The organism is Arthrobacter sp. MPF02 (assembly GCF_046605375.1).
Lineage (GTDB): Bacteria > Actinomycetota > Actinomycetes > Actinomycetales > Micrococcaceae > Arthrobacter.
On record NZ_CP176772.1, the window covers coordinates 427,861 to 448,597 of the forward strand.

The 20,737-nt window shown below is 65.9% G+C and carries 19 protein-coding genes; 11 read left to right on the forward strand and 8 right to left on the reverse strand.

Features of this window, described 5'->3' with window-relative positions; genetic code table 11:
• The first annotated feature begins 199 nt into the window (after positions 1–199).
• Both ACLH0K_RS02025 and ACLH0K_RS02030 read left to right on the forward strand, forming a co-directional pair.
• Positions 200–1,813, forward strand: a complete 1,614-nt coding sequence (locus ACLH0K_RS02025; protein WP_411375211.1) for a peptide chain release factor 3 — start codon at positions 200–202, stop codon at positions 1,811–1,813.
• Positions 1,814–1,819: 6 nt separating this feature from the next.
• Positions 1,820–3,049 carry a beta-ketoacyl-[acyl-carrier-protein] synthase family protein gene (locus tag ACLH0K_RS02030; protein ID WP_411375212.1) on the forward strand — a complete coding sequence of 410 codons (1,230 nt, stop codon included), beginning with the start codon at positions 1,820–1,822 and terminating at the stop codon, positions 3,047–3,049.
• A 105-nt stretch (positions 3,050–3,154) separates the two neighbouring features.
• Here ACLH0K_RS02030 and ACLH0K_RS02035 read toward each other — a convergent pair whose 3' ends face one another.
• The 5 genes from ACLH0K_RS02035 to ACLH0K_RS02055 all read right to left on the reverse strand — a co-directional run bounded on the left by ACLH0K_RS02035 (position 3,155) and on the right by ACLH0K_RS02055 (position 9,627).
• On the reverse strand, positions 3,155–4,504 hold the full coding sequence (locus tag ACLH0K_RS02035) for an MFS transporter (protein WP_411375213.1): 1,350 nt from the start codon (positions 4,502–4,504) through the stop codon (positions 3,155–3,157).
• Between the two features lie 229 nt (positions 4,505–4,733).
• On the reverse strand, positions 4,734–6,062 hold the full coding sequence (locus ACLH0K_RS02040) for an enolase C-terminal domain-like protein (RefSeq protein WP_411375214.1): 1,329 nt from the start codon (positions 6,060–6,062) through the stop codon (positions 4,734–4,736).
• Positions 6,059–7,672 carry an aldehyde dehydrogenase (NADP(+)) gene (locus tag ACLH0K_RS02045; protein ID WP_411375215.1) on the reverse strand — a complete coding sequence of 538 codons (1,614 nt, stop codon included), beginning with the start codon at positions 7,670–7,672 and terminating at the stop codon, positions 6,059–6,061. The genes ACLH0K_RS02040 and ACLH0K_RS02045 overlap by 4 nt, the downstream gene beginning before the upstream one ends.
• Before the next feature lie 27 nt (positions 7,673–7,699).
• Positions 7,700–8,614, reverse strand: coding sequence for a 5-dehydro-4-deoxyglucarate dehydratase (kdgD, locus tag ACLH0K_RS02050; protein WP_411375216.1), 915 nt, complete (start codon positions 8,612–8,614; stop codon positions 7,700–7,702).
• A gap of 128 nt (positions 8,615–8,742) precedes the next feature.
• Complete coding sequence (locus ACLH0K_RS02055) at positions 8,743–9,627, reverse strand: LysR family transcriptional regulator (RefSeq protein ID WP_411375217.1); 885 nt, start codon at positions 9,625–9,627, stop codon at positions 8,743–8,745.
• 139 nt (positions 9,628–9,766) lie between these two features.
• Here ACLH0K_RS02055 and ACLH0K_RS02060 point away from each other — a divergent pair, with 139 nt between their 5' ends.
• From ACLH0K_RS02060 to ACLH0K_RS02080, 5 genes are read left to right on the forward strand one after another with little or no spacing between them, the layout of a single operon-like run.
• Complete coding sequence (locus ACLH0K_RS02060) at positions 9,767–10,771, forward strand: Bug family tripartite tricarboxylate transporter substrate binding protein (RefSeq protein WP_411375218.1); 1,005 nt, start codon at positions 9,767–9,769, stop codon at positions 10,769–10,771.
• A gap of 5 nt (positions 10,772–10,776) precedes the next feature.
• On the forward strand, positions 10,777–11,349 hold the full coding sequence (locus tag ACLH0K_RS02065; protein ID WP_411375219.1) for a tripartite tricarboxylate transporter TctB family protein: 573 nt from the start codon (positions 10,777–10,779) through the stop codon (positions 11,347–11,349).
• Positions 11,350–11,357: 8 nt separating this feature from the next.
• Complete coding sequence (locus tag ACLH0K_RS02070) at positions 11,358–12,887, forward strand: tripartite tricarboxylate transporter permease (protein WP_411375220.1); 1,530 nt, start codon at positions 11,358–11,360, stop codon at positions 12,885–12,887.
• Positions 12,884–13,285, forward strand: a complete 402-nt coding sequence (locus ACLH0K_RS02075; RefSeq protein ID WP_411375221.1) for a universal stress protein — start codon at positions 12,884–12,886, stop codon at positions 13,283–13,285. The genes ACLH0K_RS02070 and ACLH0K_RS02075 overlap by 4 nt, the downstream gene beginning before the upstream one ends.
• An 18-nt stretch (positions 13,286–13,303) precedes the next feature.
• The gene (locus ACLH0K_RS02080) at positions 13,304–13,570 is read left to right on the forward strand and encodes a hypothetical protein (protein WP_411375222.1); all 267 of its coding nucleotides are present in this window, start codon (positions 13,304–13,306) and stop codon (positions 13,568–13,570) included.
• Positions 13,571–13,629: 59 nt separating this feature from the next.
• Here the strand turns inward: ACLH0K_RS02080 and ACLH0K_RS02085 are convergent, their stop codons facing one another.
• Positions 13,630–14,133 carry an NUDIX domain-containing protein gene (locus tag ACLH0K_RS02085; protein ID WP_411375223.1) on the reverse strand — a complete coding sequence of 168 codons (504 nt, stop codon included), beginning with the start codon at positions 14,131–14,133 and terminating at the stop codon, positions 13,630–13,632.
• A 150-nt stretch (positions 14,134–14,283) separates the two neighbouring features.
• On the opposite strand from ACLH0K_RS02085, the gene ACLH0K_RS02090 reads away from it, so the two are divergent.
• The gene (locus ACLH0K_RS02090) at positions 14,284–14,553 is read left to right on the forward strand and encodes a hypothetical protein (protein ID WP_411375224.1); all 270 of its coding nucleotides are present in this window, start codon (positions 14,284–14,286) and stop codon (positions 14,551–14,553) included.
• 84 nt (positions 14,554–14,637) lie between these two features.
• On the opposite strand, the gene radA is transcribed toward ACLH0K_RS02090, so the two are convergent.
• Positions 14,638–16,011 (reverse strand): DNA repair protein RadA, encoded by a 1,374-nt coding sequence (gene radA, locus ACLH0K_RS02095; protein WP_411375225.1) that lies wholly within the window; start codon positions 16,009–16,011, stop codon positions 14,638–14,640.
• A 46-nt stretch (positions 16,012–16,057) separates the two neighbouring features.
• Positions 16,058–17,185 (reverse strand): FUSC family protein, encoded by a 1,128-nt coding sequence (locus ACLH0K_RS02100; RefSeq protein WP_411375226.1) that lies wholly within the window; start codon positions 17,183–17,185, stop codon positions 16,058–16,060.
• Positions 17,186–17,438: 253 nt separating this feature from the next.
• Between ACLH0K_RS02100 and pstS the strand changes: the two genes are divergently transcribed.
• From pstS to pstA, 3 genes are all read left to right on the forward strand, one after another.
• Entirely contained in the window at positions 17,439–18,560 is a 1,122-nt protein-coding gene (gene pstS / locus ACLH0K_RS02105) for a phosphate ABC transporter substrate-binding protein PstS (protein ID WP_411375227.1), read from the forward strand.
• A 109-nt stretch (positions 18,561–18,669) separates the two neighbouring features.
• A complete protein-coding gene (pstC, locus tag ACLH0K_RS02110; protein ID WP_411375228.1) occupies positions 18,670–19,602 on the forward strand; it encodes a phosphate ABC transporter permease subunit PstC in 933 nt (310 codons plus the stop codon).
• Entirely contained in the window at positions 19,603–20,715 is a 1,113-nt protein-coding gene (gene pstA / locus ACLH0K_RS02115; RefSeq protein WP_411375229.1) for a phosphate ABC transporter permease PstA, read from the forward strand.
• The last annotated feature ends 22 nt before the right edge of the window (positions 20,716–20,737 follow it).

Genomic DNA, 20,737 nt, shown 5'->3' on the forward strand with positions numbered 1-20,737 from the left:
TGAACCGCTGGTTTCACCGGTGTTAAGCGGAACCGGCCACCGGGCCAGCGGGCCGGTTGCGGCCCTGCGATAAACTTGGGACTTGGCTGTCCGCCAGCCGTTACCGGCCCCGCGCCGCCAAGCCCTCAAACGGTGCGCTGGAAAGCAATACTTCGAAGTCCGGCGCACGGGCAGTCCCAACCGCAGCGAAAGTAGCACCGTGTCCCAAGATGTCCTGACCCCCGCCCGGGTCTCTGCCATTCACAAAGAAGCGAACCGGCGTCGTACCTTTGCTGTCATCTCCCACCCGGACGCCGGCAAGTCCACGCTGACGGAAGCGCTCGCCCTGCACGCCAAGGTGATCGGCACCGCCGGCGCCTCCAGCGGCAAGGCGAACCGCAAGGAAACCGTTTCGGACTGGATGCAGATGGAAAAGGACCGCGGCATCTCCATCAGCTCCGCGGCGCTGCAGTTCTCCTACCGGGACACCGTCATCAACCTGCTGGACACCCCCGGCCACGCCGACTTCTCCGAGGACACCTACCGCGTCCTGGCCGCGGTGGATTGTGCCGTGATGCTCGTGGACGCCGCCAAGGGCCTGGAAACCCAGACAATGAAACTGTTCGAGGTCTGCAAGCAGCGCAACCTGCCCATCATCACCGTCATCAACAAGTGGGACCGCCCCGGCCTGGACGCGCTCGCCCTGATGGACGAGATCACCGAACGCACCGGCCTGCAGCCGATGCCGCTCACCTGGGCCGTGGGCATCTCCGGTGACTTCCGCGGCGTTTGGGATCTCCGTAACGACCGCTTCGCCAGGTTCGAGCGCAACAACGCCGGTGCGCAGATTGCCCTCACCGAATACTTCAGCCCGGAGGAAGCAGCTCAGGACCAGGGAAGCAACTGGTCCGATGCCGTGGACGAGGCCGGCCTGGTGATCGAGTCCAACCTCGCGTTCAACGTCGACGCCTTCCATGAAGGCAAAGCCACGCCCATCCTGTTCAGCTCGGCAGCGCTCAACTTCGGCGTCAAGGAGCTGCTGGACGCGCTCGTGGACTTCGCGCCGCCGGCATCGCCGCGCCCGGACGTGAACGGCAACGCCCGGCCTGTCGAGTCGCCGTTTTCCGGCTTCGTGTTCAAGGTGCAGGCCGGGATGAACAAGGCCCACCGGGACCACGTGGCCTTCATCCGCGTCTGCTCCGGCGTCTTCGAGCGCGGCATGGTGGTCACCCAGACGCGAACCGGCAAGTCTTTCGCCACCAAATACGCCCAGCAGGTGTTTGGCCGGGAGCGCGAAGTGATCGACGAGGCGTACCCCGGCGACGTCGTGGGACTGGTGAACGCGTCCTCGCTGCGCGTCGGCGACAGCCTCTTCCTAGAGCAGTCCGTGGAGTACCCCGCCATTCCGCTGTTCGCGCCCGAACACTTCCAGGTGGCGCGGTCCAAGGATCCCAGCAAGTTCAAGCAGTTCCGCCGCGGCATTGAGCAGCTCGAGCACGAGGGCGTCATCCAGGTGCTCCGCTCCGACGTCCGCGGGGACCAGGCGCCGGTGCTTGCCGCCGTCGGGCCCATGCAGTTCGAGGTGGTGGAGGACCGCATGGCCCACGATTTCAGCGCCCCGATGCGCCTGGAGCGCCTGCCCTATTCGATGGCGAGGATTACGACGGCGGACGCCATGCCCGCGCTGGCCAACGTGCCGGGCGCGGAGGTGCTGCTGCGGTCTGATGGTGAATACCTCGCCCTGTTCAACGACATCTGGGCACTGCGGCGAATCGAAAAGAACCACCCGGACCTCACGCTCGTGCCCATCGGCACGCACAACCCCGCAAAGTAGGGCATCATGAACGCAACCCGGCCCCGCGCCGTTGTGACCGGCACCGGCACCATCAACCCGCTCGGTTCCTCGGTGGTTGAAACCTGGGCGGCCCTGCTCACCGGGCAGTCCGGCATCGCAGCACTGGACGCGGAGTGGGCGCAGCAGCTGCCGGTGAAGATTGCCGGGCAGGCCCCCGCGGACCTCTCTTCGCACCTCAGCACGCGCGAGGTCAAGCGGATGGACCGCTGCGGCCAGCTTGCCCTGATCGCAGCCCGCGAGGCTTGGGCGCAGGCAGGAACTCCCGAGGTGGATCCGGAGCGCTTCGCCGTGGTGATCGGCTCCGCATACGGCGGCCTCGGTTCCACCATTGAGCAGGACCGCGTCCTGGCTGAGTCCGGCCCGCGCAAGGTGTCGCCCCACACGTTGACCCGGCTCATGGCGAACGGGCCGGCGGCGTGGGTTTCCATCGACCTGGGCGCCCGCGGCGGCGCCCGCACTCCGGTGAGCGCGTGTGCTTCCGGGGCTGAAGCGATTGTCCAGGCAGCGGAGATGATCCGCTCAGGTGCTGCCGACGTCGTTATTGCCGGGGGCGTGGACGCTTCCGTCAACGACCTGGTGATTACCGGCTTCTCCCAGATCCGGGCACTGTCCACCCGCGAAGGCGACCCGAAGGGCGCCTCCCGCCCGTTCGACGGCGGCCGGGACGGCTTTGTGCTGTCCGAGGGCGCCGGGGTGGTGGTGCTGGAAAGCGAAGAGCACGCCCGCGCCCGTGGCGCTGCAGTGCTTGGGTCCGTAGCCGGGGGAGCGGTGACCTCGGACGCAAACGACATTGTGGCAGCGGACCCTGCGATGCAGCGGCGCGTCATGGAGAAGGCGCTGGAGTCCGCCGGCCTGACACCGCCGGACATCGGCTTCGTCCATGCCCACGCCACCTCAACGCCCGTGGGGGACCGGCTTGAGGGACAGGCCATCAGCGCCGTCTTCGGCCCAGGCATTCCAGTAACCTCGACCAAGGGGCACACCGGACACCTGCTGGGCGGCGCAGGTGCGCTCGCCGCCGTCGTGGTCCTCCAGGCCCTGAAGTCCGGAAAGCTCCCCGGCACACTCAACGTGGACCGGCTGGATCCTGAATTGGACCTGAATGTCATCACGGAAGATGCGGTTGAACTGCCGGCCGGCCCGGCACGTGCCGGGCTGGTGAACGCGTTCGGCTTCGGCGGCCACAGCGTCGCCCTGGTGATCTCCGGCGGCTAGCCACAACGGCGAAAACGCCGGCACGGTGCAGGCCGCCGTATCGCTATGGCGTCCCCGCACCGTACCAGCGTTTTGGACGCCTGGCGGTCTTTATATGCTGGCGCCTCAGGCGCGGGCGGGAACCGCCTCGACTGCCTCCACCGGAAGGTCGTCGGTTTGCTCCTGGTCGCTGCGCCGTTCCTTCAGGAAGTAGACCAGCCCTGCGGCCAGCGTGGATGCCGCAGCCAGCGCGAAGAGGCCGGGGATGACGCTGCCCGTCTGTTCCTTGATGATCCCGAAGCCGAACGGGGCCACGAAACCACCAAGGTTGCCCAGGGAATTGATGATGGCGATGGCCGGGGCCAGGACCAGCGGGTGCAGGCCGGCCTGCGGGATGGTCCAGAACAGTGGGGACGCGCTCTTGAAGCCCATGGCGGCGATGGCCAGGAAGACCAGCGCCATGACGGGGGAGGCGATGGCGGCGGCGAACGTGCCCACGGCGGCGGTGAGCAGTGCGGCCACCAAAAGCGGCTTCTTTGAACGGGCCTTGTCCTGCAGCTTGGCCGCGAAGTACATGGCGAACACGGCGCACACCCACGGGATCGAAGAAAGGAAGCCGACGGTCAGGTCAGTGGTGCCGGGAATCTGCTTGATGATGCTGGGAAGCCAGAACGTGTTGGCGTAGATGGACAGCTGGACCGAGAAGTAGATGCCGCACAGCAGCAGGATCTGCGGGTTCAGGAGCATCTTCCAGCGGTTGACCTTGCCGCCGTCTGTCTTGGTGTGCTGGGCGTCCTCGTCGCTGATGGCCTGGGCCAGGGCGTCCTTTTCGGCTGCTGTCAGCCACTTGGCGTCCTTGATCCTGGCGTCGAGGACGAAGAACACCGCCATGCCGACGACGACGGACAGGGCGCCTTCGAAGCCGAAGAGCCACTGCCAGCCGCGCAGCCCGAGGGCGCCGTGCAGGCTGAGGAGCAGGCCGGCGATGGGGCCGGAGATGGCTGCTGCGATGGACGAACCGGCGATGAAGATCGCGGTCGCCTTGCCGCGCTGCCCGGCGGGGACCCAGCGGGCGAAGTAGAAGATGACGGCGGGGAAGAAGCCTGCCTCCGCGGCGCCCAGCAGGAAGCGCAGGACGTAGAACATGGTCTCGTTCTGGACGAACGCCATCAGGAAGGAGACTGTGCCCCAGCTGATCATGATCCGGGTGAGCCAGACTTTGGCGCCGTACTTCTCCATCATCACGTTGCTGGGAAGTTCGAAGATGGCATAGGCGATGAAGAACAGGCCCGCGCCGAAGCCGTAGGCGGCGGCGCCGATCCCCACGTCAGCCTGCAGGTGGTCCTGGGCGTAGCCGATGTTGGAGCGGTTCAGCTGGTTGCATACCAGCATGACAAGCATGATGGGCAGCACGCGCTTGAAGAACTTTTTCGTGGCGGTGGCCACGTCCGCGACAGCATTGTCCACAGACTTCATTGAATGTAATTCCTTTGGGATAGATAACGCAGGCCTGCTGCGGGGCGGAGGGATGTGGGGCCTGCCACAGCGACCCTTCTACTGTAGGGCGCGGGTGTGATGCACGTCCAACACACATAGGGCATCGCTTTATGCCCTCCGGGCATGGCCCGTGCTTTTCTCCGCATGCAGAACGGCGGCCCTTCCCGGCCCTGCATCTGCAGGGCGGAAAGGGCCGCCGTTGTGCCTCCTAGCGGACCAGGCAGGGCCGCTTGGGGTCGAAGGACCAGCCTTCAATGTAGTACTGCATGCCGATGCTGTCGTCGCGGGCGTCCAGGCCGTGCTCCAGGTACAGCTTGTGGGCCTTGTCCAGGGCATCCCGGTCCAGCTCGATGCCCAGGCCTGGCTTGTCGGGGACCTCGATGGCACCGCCCTTGATCTGCAGCGGTTCCCGGGTGAGGCCCTGGCCGTCCTGCCAGATCCAGTGCGTGTCCAGGGCGGTGATTTCACCCGGGGCTGCCGCGCCGGTGTGCGTGAACATGGCCAGCGAGATGTCGAAGTGGTTGTTCGAGTGCGAGCCCCAGATAAGGCCGAACTCGTTGCAGAGCTGGGCCACCCGGACCGAACCGTGCATGGTCCAGAAGTGCGGGTCCGCCAGTGGGATGTCCACGGCGTTGCTGCGGACGGCATGCGACATTTCGCGCCAGTCGGTGGCGATCATGTTGGTTGCCGTCTTCAGGCCGGTGGCGCGGCGGAATTCCGCCATCATTTCACGGCCGGAGAAGCGCCCTTCTGCGCCGCACGGGTCTTCGGCGTACGCCACCACGCCCTGCATCCGCTTGCCCAGCCGGATGGCGTCGGCAAGGAGCCAGCCGCCGTTGGGATCAAGGGTGACCCGCGCGTCCGGGAAGCGCCTGGCGAGGGCCGTGACCACGTCCACCTCGTCGTCGCCGGACAGGACGCCGCCCTTGAGCTTGAAGTCGCTGAAGCCGTAGCGTTCCTGCGCGGCCTCGGCCAGCGCGACGACGGCTTCCGGAGTCATTGCCTCCTGGCGGCGCAGTTCCTCCCAGCGGTCGGCGGGGTTGTCTTCCACGAGGTACGGCAGGTCCGTGCGCTTGTGGTCGCCCACGAAGAAGAGGTAGCCGAGCATGGGCACGGAAGTGCGTTGCTGGCCGTCGCCCAGGAGTTCAGCCACCGGGACGCCGAGGTACTGGCCGTGCAGGTCCAGCAGTGCGGACTCGACGGCGGTCACGGCGTGGACGGTGGTGCGCAGGTCGAAGGTCTGCAGTCCGCGGCCGCCGGCGTCGCGGTCAGCGAACTCGGCCGCGACCTCCCGCAGCAGTGAGCGGTACCGGGCCACCGGCCTGCCTTTGATCAGGGCGCCGGCTTCCTCGATGGTGGTGCGGATCTTTTCGCCGCCGGGCACCTCGCCCAGGCCTGCGCGGCCGTCCGAATCGGTAATGATCACCACGTTGCGCGTGAAGAAGGGGCCGTGCGCACCGCTGAGGTTCATCAGCATGCTGTCGTAGCCGGCAACCGGCACAACCTCGACGCCGGCAACGACGGGCTGGTTGCTCATGCGCTGGCCTCTGCTTTCTCTTCGGCGGGCACAACGTCGCCGTTGATGCGGCGGTTGAGGTGCCAGGGGTTGGCGTCCTGCAGGGGCTCGGGAAGGAGTTCCTGGGGAAGGTTCTGATAGGCGACCGGCCGGAGGAACCGGTTGATGGCCAGGGTTCCCACAGAGGTGGTTCGGGAGTCGGAGGTGGCGGGGAAGGGCCCGCCGTGAACCATCGCGTGGCCTACTTCGACACCCGTGGGCCAGCCGTTGACGATGATCCGGCCCACCTTCTGCTCCAACACGGGGATCAGCGGGGCAGCCGTGGCGTAGTCCTCCTCCGTGAGGTGCAGGCTGGCGGTGAGCTGGCCTTCGATCCGGGCTGCGGCCTTGAGCAGGTCTTCGGTACTGCGGTAGCGGATCACCAGGGACGCGGCGCCGAAGATCTCCTCGTGCAGGACGTGGTTGCTGGTGAACTGCTCCACCCCGGTGCCGAAAATGGCCGGAGCGGGGGCGTTTTCGGTGCTGCCTGGGGTGCCCTGGCCGATCAGTGACACGCCCTCTGCGCTGCTGAGGGCCTCGGTTCCGGCATTCCAGGAGCCCGCTATGCCTGCGGTCAGCATGGTCTGCCCCGCGCACGCTGCGACAGCGCGTCCGACGGCGGCAGCGAGCTTGTCGCCCGCATCGCCTTCGGGGGCGAAGAGCAGGCCGGGGGAGGTGCAGAGCTGGCCGGAGCTGGCGGTGACGGAGGTGACGTACTGCTGGGCCAGCGCTTCGATGTCTTCGGCGGAGCTGTTGAGTGCGCCTTCGAAGACGAAGACCGGGTTCAGCGAGGACATTTCGGCGTAGACCGGAATGGGTTCCGGGCGCGCGGCCGCCGTTTTCATCAGGGCGATGCCGGCGGCCTGGGAGCCGGTGAAGCCGACCGCCTTGATGGCGGGATCGGCCACGAGGGCCTGGCCGATGCTGGCGCCGGGGCCGTAGATCAGGGAGAACACGCCCGGGTGCAGGCCAAGGTCCTTGACAGCCTTGGTGACTGCGTGGCCGACGAGTTCGCTGGTGCCGGGGTGGGCGTTGTGGGCCTTGAAGACCACGGGGCAGCCGGCGGCGAGGGCCGAGGCAGTGTCTCCGCCCGCCGTCGAGAACGCCAGCGGGAAGTTGCTGGCACCGAAGACCGCCACGGGACCGAGCGGGATCTGGCGCTGGCGGATGTCGGCGCGGGGCAGCGGGGTGCGCTCGGGGATGGCAGGGTCAATCCGGACGCCGCGGAAGTCGCCCTGGCGGACCACTCCGGCGAAGAGCCGCAGCTGCCCGGTGGTGCGGGCGCGTTCACCCTGCAGCCGGGCTGCCGGTAGGCCGGTTTCCTGGCAGGCGCGGCTGATGAGTTCGTCGCCGATGGCCTCGATGTTGTCCGCGATGGCCTCGAGGAAGGCCGCGTGGGTTTCCGGGTCCAGGGTGCTGAAGGACGGAAAGGCGTCCTTCGCGGCGGCGGTTGCGGTCTTCAGCTGCTCCTCTGTGAGGAGCGAGTAGGCAGGCTCGATCGCCTCGTTCGTGGCCGGGTTGAAGCCGTTGGTGGTTTTGCCTTCGCCGACAACCGGCTGGCCGGCAATGAGTGAATGTCCTGTGAGGGTCATGGGTTCCTCCTGTGTCTGCGGGGACGGTTAGGAAACGGTGGCGATGAGCGCCTTGAGGTCCGCCAGGTCCTGCTCGGTAAGGTTCTGCAGCGGCGGGCGGACAGGGCCGGCGGAACGGCCGATGGCGTCCAGGCCGCCCTTGACGATGGACACAGCGTAGCCTTTGACGCGGTCGCGGATGTCCAGGTAGGGGATCACGAAGTCATTCAGCTTCTTGTTCACGGCTGCGCGGTCGTTGTTGCGGACGTCCTGGTAGAAGTCCAGGGCGAACTGCGGGACGAAGTTGTACATGGCGCTGGAATAGGTGCTCATACCCAGCTGCAGCAGGGGGAGGGCGAAGGTCTCGGCCGTCGGAAGGCCGCCCAGGTAGAACAGGCGGTCACCTAGCTTGGCGTAGACGCGGGCGTCGTGCTCGAGATCGCCCACGCCGTCCTTGAAGCCGATGAGGTTTTCGTGCCTCTCGGCCAGGGCGGCCACCGTGGTGTCTTTGTAGATGGCGTTGGCGCGGTTGTAGATGATGATGCCGAGGGACGTGGCGCTGCAGACCGCGCTGACATGCTCGATCAGCCCCGCCTGGTCCGCTTCCGTAAGGTACGGCGGCAGCAGGAGGAGGCCCTCGGCGCCGGCGGCTTCGGCGGCCTTTGCATTCTCGATGGCCTGCGCCGTGGAACCCCCGGCGGAGGCGAGGACCGGGACCTGGCTTCCCACTTCGTCCACGGCGGTGCGGACAACGCGTTCCGATTCTGCCGGGGTGAGCGAGAAGCCTTCGCCGGTGCCGCCGGCTGCAAAGAGGCCCGCCACGGGGAAGCTTGCCTGCCACGCCAGGTGCTTGCGGTAGTTCTCCTCATCGAACTGCAGCTGGGCGTCGAATGAGGTGACAGGGAAGGACAGCAGGCCGTCCTTGAGGATGTCCGCCAATTCCTGGGGTGTGTACTTTGCCACGGTGTGGTCCTTTGTAATGTGCGCCGCATGCGGCAGGCTGATGGTTCCCCTCCAGAGTAGGAGCGCCGCTGATGCCTGTCTAAGTTCGCTTTTGTATCCATTGATACCTTCGGGGCATCAGTTGCGGTTCACTCCATGGCGAATTCGAGATCACGCAGCAGGCGGGACAGGGCCGGGTTGGTGATCCTGCGGTTCCAGATGGCGTGCAGCTCCACCTGCCCGCCGTCCCCGTCCGGCAGCGGCAGGAACTCCACGCCTTTGATTCCGAGCATCGTTGCCGAATGCGGCACGAATGCGACCCCCCGCTTTGCTGCCACGAGGGAAACCATGGTGAGGACCTGGCTTACGGTATGGACCACATTTTCGTGCCGGATGGGAAGGGTGCGCACCACCAGGTCATAGAAGTAGCGGGCCTGGATGGGTGAATGCATGATGAGTGGCTCATCCTTGAAGTCACCGGGGGTGACGTCCCTTGCCAGCAGTGTCAGGGGGTGTCCGACCGGAACCGCGAGGACCAGCGACTCCCGGTACAGCAGGTGCGAGTCGAAAGTCTCCCGGTCGAAGGGGGGGCGGGCGAGGCCAATGTCCAGTTCCCCGATCATCAGCCGGCTGATCTGGTCTCCGGTCACCAGCTCCTGCAGGTCCACATCCACGTCCGGGATGATTGCGTTGATTTCCTCCAGGAGGGGCCCCAGGATGCTGAACCCGCTGGCGGCCGTGAACCCGACGCGCAGGACCCCGGAGCGTCCCGAGGCAATTCGTCGGGCTGAGACCGGAGCCCTCTCCGCCAGGGCCATCAGGCGGCGGGCTTCCTCGAGGAAGGTCTTGCCTGCATTGGTGAGTTCGACTTTCCTGTTGTCACGCTCAAGGAGTTCGGCGCCGACGATTTTTTCCAGCTTCTGGATCTGGCGGCTCAGTGGCGGCTGGGTCATGTTCAGGCGCTCGGCCGCCCGGCCGAAATGCAGTTCCTCGGCGACGGCGATAAAGCCGGCCAGCTGGTCGAAGGTAAACATGATGCCTTCCCGGTATCACTTGATGCAGATTAGGGCTTAGACAGGCATCATAACCGCTCCCTACACTCGACACAGCGAACGGGGTGACCCGGTTCACAGAACGTCCGGCCCCAGCCGGGAGACATAACGAGGAGTTCCAATGAAGTACTTCCCCACCCGCCGCGCCGTCCTCGGAACGGCGTCAGCCTTCACCCTGCTGGCACTGACCGCTTGCGGCGGCAACGTTGCCGGCGGTGCGGCCAACACGTCCAAGTACCCCAACGGCCCGGTCACGCTCACCGTCGGCCAGGCTGCCGGCGGCAGCACCGACCTGATCGCCCGCGCCCTGGCCGAGGGTGCCACGGAGTCTCTCGGTGCGCCGATGCCCGTGGTCAACAAGCCGGGCGCCAATGGCGCCCTGGCCACCAAGGAAGTAGCGGGCAAGCCCGCCGACGGCCAGGAACTCGTCCTGCTCAACGCTTCCCTGATCACCATCACCCCCCTTGCGGTCAGCGCAGACGAAGCCGTGAACATCGATGACCTGGACGTCATCGCCGGTCTCTCGCAGGACGATTACGTGCTCGTTGCCAGCACGGATTCCGGGTTCAAGAGCTTCAAAGATGTGACCGGCGCCGGCCGCAGTGTCACGTTCGGCACCACCGGCGTTGGAACCGGCAGCCAGCTCGCCCAGACGGTCCTCTTCAAGCAGGCCAACGTGACCGGCACCGACATTCCGTTTGACAGCGGCAAGCCGGCCCTGACCGCCGTAATGGGGAACCAGGTGGAACTCGCCACCATCCAGCTCGGCGAGGCAATGCCGCAGATCGAGGCCGGAAAGGTGACGCCGCTGCTCGTCTTCTCCGAGGAGCGCAACAGCTTCCTTCCCGACGTACCCTCCGCCAAGGAAGCCGGCTACGACGTTCCCGTCGCCCAGTACCGCGCCGTGGCAGCACCGAAGGGTACCCCGCAGGAGGTCAAGGACAAGCTGCTCGCCTCGTTCCAGGAGGCCTTCAAGACGGACACCTACAAGGAGTTCAACGAGAAGAACATGCTGACTCCCAAGGAGATCACCGGCGAGGAAGTCGTCGCCGAGTGGAAGGGCTACGCCGCCAAGTACAAGGAGCTGGTGGAAAAGCACGGCATCAGCCTGAGCGGAAACAAGTAACAGCGATGGAGACCACTCCAGCAGTGTCCGCCGGACGGGACGGCAGTTCCGCCGTACCGTCCGGCGGGGACGCCAATGACCTGCCCGAAGCCCTGACCCCCGAGCAGCTGGCCGCGCAGTGGGAGGCGGAAAAGCCGCCCGCGGCAGGAGCCCTCGCCAACGCGGGCTCCTCCCTGGTGGTGCTCGCCGTCGGCATCGGCGCGCTGGTGCTCTCCGTGTCCATGGGCCTTGGCACTCCTGCCACCCCGCAACCGGGGCTATGGCCGTTCATGATCAGCTGCGTCATGGTGGCGCTGGGGCTCTTCCAGCTGATCCTGGGCCGGCGCAACCGGGATGCCGAAAAGTTCACCCGGATGTCCCTGGCTCCGGTTACCGGCCTGGTCACGCTTGCCGCCATGGTTGCGCTGATGCCCCTGATCGGGTTCGAAATCCCCGCGCTCATCCTCTGCGTGATCTGGATGCGGTTCCTGGGTGGTGAAACCTGGCGGTCCACCGTGCTGGTCAGCGTGCTCGTTGTGGCCGCGTTCTACGGGATCTTCATCCTGGCGCTCGGCACCTCCATTCCCCATCTCTTCTAGGAGCCACCATGGATTTCCTGAATCCTGTCATTAACGGATTTTCAGTCGTCCTGGAGCCGACGAACCTCCTCTACTGCCTGGTCGGCGTCGTTATCGGCATGCTGATCGGCGTGCTGCCCGGATTGGGGCCGGCGGCAACCATTGCCATCCTGCTTCCGCTGACCTACGGCGTGGAACCTGTCACCGCCATCATCATGCTCGCCGGCATCTTCTACGGCGCCCAGTACGGCGGCACCATCACCTCCGTCCTGCTGCGGCTTCCCGGTGAAGCATCATCCGTGGTCACCGTTTTCGACGGTTACCAGATGGCCCGGCAGGGCCGTGCCGGCACCGCCCTGGGCCTTGCCGCGATCGGATCATTTGTGGGCGGTACCGCCGCCATCATCGGCCTGACCTTCCTGGCGCCCGTCGTGGCAGGGTTCGCCCTGGACTTCGGTCCGCCCGAATACTCCGCGCTGGCGCTGCTGGGCATCCTCCTGGTGGCCACGATCAGCAGCGGCGCCAAGGCCGAGGCGCTGGTGGCCGCCGCGATCGGCCTCCTGCTGGCTACGGTAGGCCGGGACATGTTCACCGGCGAAAGCCGCTTTACGTTCGGCAGCATGGAGTTGGCCGACGGCATCGACTTTGTTCCGATCGCCATGGGCATCTTCGGCCTGGGCGAGATCCTCTACAACCTGGAGGAGCGGCACCGCGCGGCCAAGGCGCCGTCGAAAGTTTCCAACGTGTGGCCCTCGAGGGGCGACCTGAAGCAGGCCTCCGGGGCCGTGGGCCGCGGCTCGGTGCTCGGATTCTTCCTTGGCATCCTGCCCGGTGGCGGCGCCACCATCGCCTCGATGGCCTCCTACGCCATGGAAAAGAAGCGCGCCAGGCAGCCGGAACGGTTCGGCAAGGGTGCGCCGGAGGGCGTTGCGGGGCCGGAAACCGCGAACAATGCGGCAGCGACGTCGTCGTTCATCCCGCTGCTGACCCTGGGCATTCCTGCCAACGCCACCATGGCGCTGATGTTCGGCGCGCTGCTGATCCAGGGCGTCCAGCCCGGACCGCAACTCGTCGAACAGAACCCGGAACTCTTCTGGGGCGTGGTGAACTCGATGTACATCGGGAACATCCTGCTGCTGATCATGAGTCTTCCGCTGGTGGGGATCTTTGTGCGCATCCTCCGCGTCCGCGCCGCGATCCTGGCCCCCATCACGGCCCTGATCACCCTGCTGGGCGCCTACACAATCAACAACAGCATGTTCGACGTCACCCTGGTGGTGGTCTTCGGCATCGTTGGCTACCTGATGAAGAAGTTCGGTTTCGAACCCGGGCCGCTGGTCCTGGCCTTCGTCCTTGGCGAGCTGCTGGAGAACTCCCTGCGCCGTTCGCTGCTGATGTTCGGCGGTGACGCCACCGGGTTCTTCACCCGCCCCATTTCGGCCACCCTGCTGGTTGTCTTCGTGATGGTCGCCTTCCTGCCGGCCATCCGCACATTCATCGCCAAGCGCAAGGGCGGCGCGGGAGCCGCCACCACCAACAAGATCGAGGAGAAGGTATGAGCATCGTGGTCGGGTTCGTTCCCACGCCGGCGGGTGAGGCGGCACTCGCGGCCGGCATCGCGGAGGCGAAGCTCCGGAAGCAGGAGCTGGTCATCGTCAACTCAGCACGGCAGGGCGCCCTGGTGGACAAGTCCGTTGCGCCGGAGGACGTACTGGCGCAGGCTGCAGAGCGGGCGTCGGAGGCAGGAGTGCGCGCCCGAGTGATCCAGCCGCCATACCAGCACGACCTCGCAGATGAGTTCCTCGACGTCGCCCGTGAGGTGGATGCCTCGCTCATCGTAATCGGACTGCGGCACCGGACCCAGGTGGGCAAGTTCATCCTCGGCAGCCACGCCCAGCAGATCCTGATGCAGGCGGACCGCCCCGTGCTCGCGGTCAAGACCGACGGCCACTTCTAAGGCGCGGGTGACGATCCGATGTACAGGCACAAACCCGCCCGGCGCCGGCAGGCATTGCCGCAGGCACCGCTTCCCGACTGGTCCAGGCTGTCCCGGAACGACCAAGTTGAGGTGCAGATGCATCACGGCACCGTGATGTCCGGAACCATCGACATGATCGCGGCGAACCGCAGCGTGTTCTGGTTGATCCGGAACGACGGAGCCGGCAGGACCATGGTGTGCTACGGCGATGCCGTTTCCGTCACCAAGGTTGCCACTGCCCAGAGGGAGCATGCCGCCGCGTAGCCCGGCAGCACATGGATAAAGGCCGACGGTCCCGGCAGGGGCCGCCGGCCTTTGGGCACCTAACCGAAGACGAGTTTCACCAGGGCATCGAGGACCGGGACCTGGCCCTTGACCAGCTTCAGCCGGGCTTCCCCCTCCGGGAACCAGCGGGCGTCGTCGATCTCCGGGAAGTGCTGAATCCTGCCCGATCCTTTGGGCCACTCAAGGGAAAAGGTGTTGCTGGCGACCTTATCCGGCGTGAAGTCATGTTCTGCCGCATAGACCACAACCATCTTGCCGGACGGCTGCCGGAAGCCGCCCAGCAGCCGGTACTCCACCTCAGGCGCAGGGCTTCCCATTTCCTCCGCGAATTCCCGAAGGGCGGCAGCCAGCGGATCCTCGTCCTCGCCGTATTCACCTTTAGGAATGGACCAGGCGCGGTCGTCTTTGTTGGCCCAGTACGGGCCGCCCATGTGGGCAATCCAAACCTCCAGCGCGCCGGGGTCCTTTTCCGGCGGCGCTGTTCCGCCCGCGGTCACACCCTGGCGCCTGTAGAGCAGGATCCCTGCACTGCGTACCGGCATCTGTCCTCCACCTTCCGGCCGTCTTCGGCCCAACCTGCAAAGCTCCGCGCACTGCCATGAACAGGCGCACAATTGCCTTCCCGCGTTAACCCGGAGTTCACGGCACTGCTTTAGGTTATTCCTTCAAGCAGTCTGCTGAAGGGACCCGTCATGGCCAATATTGCTGAGGTTTTGGGACGGCTCACGCCCGAAGAACTTGAGGAACTTCGCAGCCTTGGACCCCAGGGCCACCTGCCGCGCCATCTCCAGGATGCGCTGGACCGGGCAGCCGGCGGACCTGGTTCGGGCCGCGGATACTATGTGCCCACCGGAAACGTCAGCGCCACCGGCGGGCCGCTGCTGGCGCTGCGCAGCGACGTATCCGGCTGGCTTTTCAACGCCCAACGGGACGACCCGGAGCAACTCGCGCAGCACCCCTGACCCCGGAGTTTTTTGGGCAAATATGCAGGCGTCCGGCGCCCGGCAGTCCTCATACCTGCACAAAAACCCCTGCCGGGCTGGCGGCTATCCAATCAGGAGACTCAGCGCCTCTGTCAGATGCTCCACTTCACGCACGGAAAAGCCCGCGGGAACAGGGCCGGGACCTGTGTGGCTGGCCGGAACCACTGCGTGTGTGAACCCGAGCCGGTGGGCTTCCTGGATGCGCTGGTTGATGCCGGGCACGGGCCGGACCTCCCCGGCGAGCCCCACTTCGCCGAAGGCTATCAGGCGGATGGGCAGCGGCTTGCGTGCTTTGGCCGAGGCGACCGCCAGGGCGACAGCAAGGTCAGTGGCTGGTTCGCTGAGTTTTACGCCGCCCACAGTTGCCACGTAGGAGTCATCCTTGTGCAGCTGGGTTCCGGCGCGTTGCTGCAGGACTGCCAGCAGCATGGACACCCGGGAGCTGTCCAGGCCACTGGTGGCGCGCCGGGGCTGTGAATTGGGGCTTTCGGCGAGCAGCGACTGGACTTCTGCCAGGAGCGGCCGCCTGCCTTCCATGGTCACCGTGATGCAGGTGCCGGAGACGGGATCCTTGGTCCGGCTGACGAACAGTCCGCTGGGATCCGCCAGGCCCTCGATGCCGTTTTCGTTCAGGTCGAAGCAGCCAACGTCATCCGTGGGCCCGTAGCGGTTCTTTACCGCACGCAGGAGCCGCAGCCGCGAATGGCGTTCACCTTCGAACTGGCACACCACATCCACCAGGTGCTCCAGGAGCCGCGGACCGGCGATGGAACCGTCCTTGGTTACGTGGCCCACCAGCAGCGTGGTCATGTTCCGGCGCTTGGCTGCGGCGATAATGGACGCAGCCACCTCCCGCACCTGGGAAACGCCGCCGGCGCTGCCGTCCACGTCCGCGCTGCTGAGAGTCTGCACCGAGTCCACGATCAGGAGCCGCGGTTCAATCTTCTCCACCTGCCCCAGTGCCTGGCCGAGGTCCGTTTCGGCGGACAGGTAGAGGGATTCGGCGACGGCGTCAATCCGCTCGGCGCGCAGCTTCACCTGGGCCGCGGACTCCTCACCGGTTACGTACAGGACGTCCTGCGCGGTCCGGGCGAACTTGGCTGCAACGTCCAGCAGGAGCGTGGACTTGCCGACACCGGGCTCACCGGCCAGCAGGATGACTGCGCCAGGGACCAGGCCGCCGCCCAGCACCCGGTCCAGCTCATCAACGCCCGTGGGCAGGAAAGCCGCGGTGGTTGCATCCACCTCGGCAATCGGGCGCGCCGGCTCAGCAACCGTAGCTGCCGCCGTCGTCCGTGCCACCGCGGTGCCGGTTTCCTCCACGGTGCCCCATGCCTGGCACTCACCGCAGCGGCCCACCCACTTAACCGTGGTCCAGCCGCATTCGACGCACTTATATGCGGGCGCCTTGGAAGCCCGGGAAGTCTTTGATGCCATGCGTTCAACACTAGTGGTGGCCCCTGACAATACTTCCCAACCGCCCCTAAAGTGCCGGGAGCACGTCCCGCGCCTCCCGAGCGTCCATCCCGGTGGCTTCCAGCAGGTCCACCATAAGCGGCCGGAACAGCATCACCACCGTCTCACCTTCGAGCCGCTGCACCCCGAGCAGTTTCGGATGCAGCCGCAGGGCGATCTCACTCAAGTCGTTCCGTGCGGTGCGCAGGTGGGCGCGCCGGGCGCCGTCGTGCGTCTCTGCGAGGCCCAGGGACAACTCGTCAACCGCGGCAGCGGTCTCCTGCAGCGCCTCTGCAATGTTCTCAGTGGCTTCGTCGGAGAGCGCCGCGTGGTTGATGGCGCTGGTGAGGCGGCGCGCGAACACCCGGCTGTTCCGCAGCGCAAGGTCGATGAAGTCAAGCGACACCTTCAAACGGTCCAGCTCATCCCGGTGGCGGCGGTAGGCGGGGGCCAACCGGGCCACTTCGTCCGAGGCCCGCAGGGAATGCCGCATACCGTCCACCAGTGGCTGGCAGTTGCGGCCCCGGACCAGCGCGTGCCAGGCCCTCGTCGAATCGCTGCCGGCCAGCGCTTCAGCGCATTCACGCAGCACTTCGGCCAGCTCGTGCAGCAGCTTCTGGACATCCTTGCGGGGTTCGCGGCGCGGATCCTTGGGCGCCAGGATGGTGACGAGCAAAGCGAACAGCCCGCCGATCACGGCATCGATGCTCCGGGTGAAAGGTCCGCCGGTGGGCGCAGGCAACAGCACCACCAGCAGCGACTGGAGGGCCAGCTGGGTGGTGAAGATATTGCCGCTGTCCAGGAAGCGGGCAAGCAGGATGGAGAAAAGAAGTACGACGGCGGCCTGCCAGATTCCGCCGCCCAGCCAGTGCAGGAGCAGATCACCTACCGCGATGCCGATAGTGCAGCCAAGCCCCACTTCCAGCACACGCCGCAGGCGCGGCTCGCGTGAGAAACCGAGGGCAATCAGGGAAGACGTGGCGGCGAACAGCGGGCCCGAGTGCCCCAGCACGTACTCGGCGAAGGCGTAGGCCCCCACCGCGCAGACCGTCATCTGGACCGCGGGAAACATCGAGTTACGGCTGCGGATCAGGCCGGTACGGATACGGCTGCGCAGGAACCGCCTGCCTGCTGATAGTCCTGCTGCGGGAGCCATGCCGTTCAGTCTATGTGGTGGCGGGGTTGTCAATTTCAGCCGGGATGCACTACGACTGGAGATGTGATCTGCGCAATGGTGACCCGGTATTTGTAAGCCAAATTCCCGCCGTCGTTAATCTTCCGTTCATCTTGGACGGACCGTCCCGTTACCTGTGGCCCCTAATTTCGATGAAGGTACAAAGAGTACGCATCGCGCAGCAGGGTTTCCGTTCCCTGCCCCGCACTGAATAACCCTGGAAGGGGTACACGTAGTGAAGGCATCCCGCTTCGGCCGCCACGCGGCTATCGCTGTTATCGCAGCCGGCGCACTCGCGCTCACCGCCTGCGGTTCAGACAACGCCACCGGCACCACCCCCGGAGGCGAACAGAACGCTGGCGGTTCCCAGGTCACCGGCACCCTCACCGGCATCGGCGCATCCTCCACCGGTGCGGCCATGGACGCCTGGAAGGCAGGCTTCGCCTCCGCAAACCAGGGCGCCACCGTGCAGTACTCCCCGGACGGGTCCGGCGCAGGCCGCAAGGCGCTCATCGACGGCTCCGCGCAGTTCGCCGGCTCGGACGCTTACCTGAAGGACGACGAGCTGGAAGCCTCCAAGGCTGTTTGCGGTCCCGACGGTGCCATCAACATCCCGGTGTACATCTCGCCGATCGCCGTTGCCTTCAACCTCCCCGGCATCGAAGAGCTGAAGCTCGATGCAGCCACCGTGGCCAAGATCTTCCGCGGCGGAATCGCCACCTGGAATGATCCTGCCATCGCCGCCCTGAACGAGGGCGTCACCCTTCCCGACCTGAAGGTCACCCCGGTGAACCGCTCCGACGATTCGGGCACCACCACCAACTTCACCGAGTACCTGTCCGCCGCTGCTCCCGAGGTCTGGACGGACAAGGCATCCGGCGTCTGGCCCGCGACCCTGCAGGGCGAGAACGCCAAGGGCACCTCCGGTGTCGTCAAGACCGTCACCGACACCCCCGGTGCAGTGACCTACGCTGACGACTCCGCCGTTGGCGGCTCCCTGGGCACCGCCTCCATCAAGGTGGGCGAGGAGTTCGTTGAGATTTCCGCCGAGGCTGCCGCCAAGGCCGTGGAAGCAGGCTCCCCGGTTGAGGGCCGCTCCGCCAACGACGTCGCCATCAAGTTGGACCGCAAGACCACTGAGTCGGGCGCCTACCCGGTTGTTCTCGTCTCCTACCACGTGGTCTGCAGCGCCTACGACAGCCAGGAGACCGTTGACCTGGTCAAGGCCTTCGAGAACTACGTAGTGTCCGAGGAAGGCCAGCAGACTGCCGCGGATTCCGCCAAGTCCGCACCGCTGTCCTCCGCCCTGGCCGAGAAGGCAACCGCGGCCATCGAGTCCATCAAGGTCAAGTCCTAATAAAGTCATCAAAACCGGGTTCCCCGCCTGCCGAAAGGCAGTGCGGGGAACTTCGGTTTGAGAAGCACCATATATTTTCAGTGTCAGTAAACGATCGAAGGGCCGTCGAATGACCGCCACCTCCCTGACCACCACCCAGGGCGCCGGCCGAGCCGGTGACAAAGTCTTTTCCGGTGCCGCACTCGCCGCCGGCTGCCTCATCCTCGCCGTCCTGTTCGGCGTCGCGCTCTTCCTGGTGGTCCAGGCCATCCCTGCGCTGACCGCTCCTTCCGCAGAAATCCAGGGCGGCGAAGGCTTCCTCGCTTACATCTGGCCCATCGTCATAGGCACCCTCATCGCCGCCGTGATCGCACTGGTCATCGCAACGCCCATTGCCATCGGCGTTGCGCTGTTCATTTCTCACTTCGCGCCCCGAGGGCTGGCCTCCGGCCTTGGCTACGTGGTGGACCTGCTCGCCGCAATCCCGTCCGTGATCTACGGCGCGTGGGGAGCGGCTTTCCTGGCCAAGGAAATCTCTCCGGCCTACAACTGGCTGGCCGCCAACATGGGCTGGCTGCCCATCTTCCAGGGCCCGGCCTCCGCCACCGGCAAGACCATCCTCACCGCCGGCATTGTCCTCTCGGTGATGGTCCTGCCCATCATCACCTCGCTGTCCCGCGAAATCTTCCTGCAGACCCCCAAACTGCACGAGGAAGCAGCCCTGGCACTGGGTGCCACCCGCTGGGAAATGATCAAGATGTCGGTCCTGCCTTTCGCCCGGCCGGGAATCATCAGCGCCGTCATGCTGGGACTGGGCCGCGCACTGGGTGAAACCATGGCAGTTGCGCTGGTGCTTTCCTCCGGCGCCCTCACCGCCAGCCTGATCCAGTCCGGCAACCAGACCATCGCCGCGGAAATCGCGCTCAACTTCCCGGAAGCAAGCGGACTCAAGGTCAGCACACTCATCGCCGCGGGCCTGGTCCTGTTCATCATCACCCTGGCCGTGAACATGATCGCGCGCTGGATCATCAGCCGGCACAAAGAATTTTCGGGAGCCAACTAAATGACCTCCACGCTTACCCCGGTGCGCAGCAAGCGCTCGGCCCTGACCAAGGGGCAGCTGCCCAAGTACGCCCCGTACGTCGTTCTCGCCGCCGCGCTCATCATCGGTGCCGCCATCATGGCTTTGGTGGGCTTCAACGCCCTAGGCTGGGGCATCGTCTCAGCGCTGCTGTTCGCTATCGGACTGGTCTCCTGGAGCGCGGCGTCTGAAGGGTCCCGCAAGGCAAAGGACAAGCTGGCAACGTGCCTGGTGGTGGGGTCCTTCCTCGTCGCCCTGCTGCCGCTCGTCTCCGTGATCTGGACCGTCCTGGTCAACGGTGTTCCCGGACTTTTGGCCCCGGGATTCCTCACGAACTCCATGAACGGCGTCACCGGCGTCTACGACAACCGGGCAGTGGAGGACGGCGGCCCCGTGCTGGGCGGCATCTACCACGCGCTCCTGGGAACGGTACAGATCACCCTGCTGGCCACGCTCATCTCTGTCCCGGTGGGCCTGCTCACCGCCATCTACCTGGTGGAGTACGGCAACGACGGCCGCCTGGCCCGGGCCATCACGTTCTTCGTGGACGTCATGACGGGCATTCCGTCCATCGTGGCCGGCCTCTTCGCCGCCGCTTTCTTCTTCGCCGTCGTCGGACCCGGCACCAAGACCGGTGCGGTGGCTGCCGTTGCCCTGTCGGTGCTGATGATTCCCGTGGTTGTCCGGTCCAGCGAGGAAATGCTGAAGATCGTGCCCAACGAGCTGCGCGAGGCCTCCTACGCCCTGGGCGTCCGCAAGTGGCGGACCATCGTCAAGGTGGTGATCCCGACGGCGATTTCCGGTATCGCGTCAGGCGTCACCCTTGCCATCGCCCGCGTTATCGGCGAAACCGCGCCCATCCTGGTTACGGCCGGGTTCGCCACGAGCATCAACTCGAACGTCTTCAGCGGCTGGATGGCATCCCTGCCCACGTTTATCTACACCCAGATCCTGAACCCCACCTCGCCGGCAAACCCGGATCCGTCCAACCAGCGCGCCTGGGGAGCGGCACTGGTGCTGATCATCCTGGTGATGGTCCTCAACCTTGCGGCACGCCTCATCGCCCGCGTCTTCGCCCCCAAGACCGGCCGCTGACAAGTTACTGCTACCGCCTTCC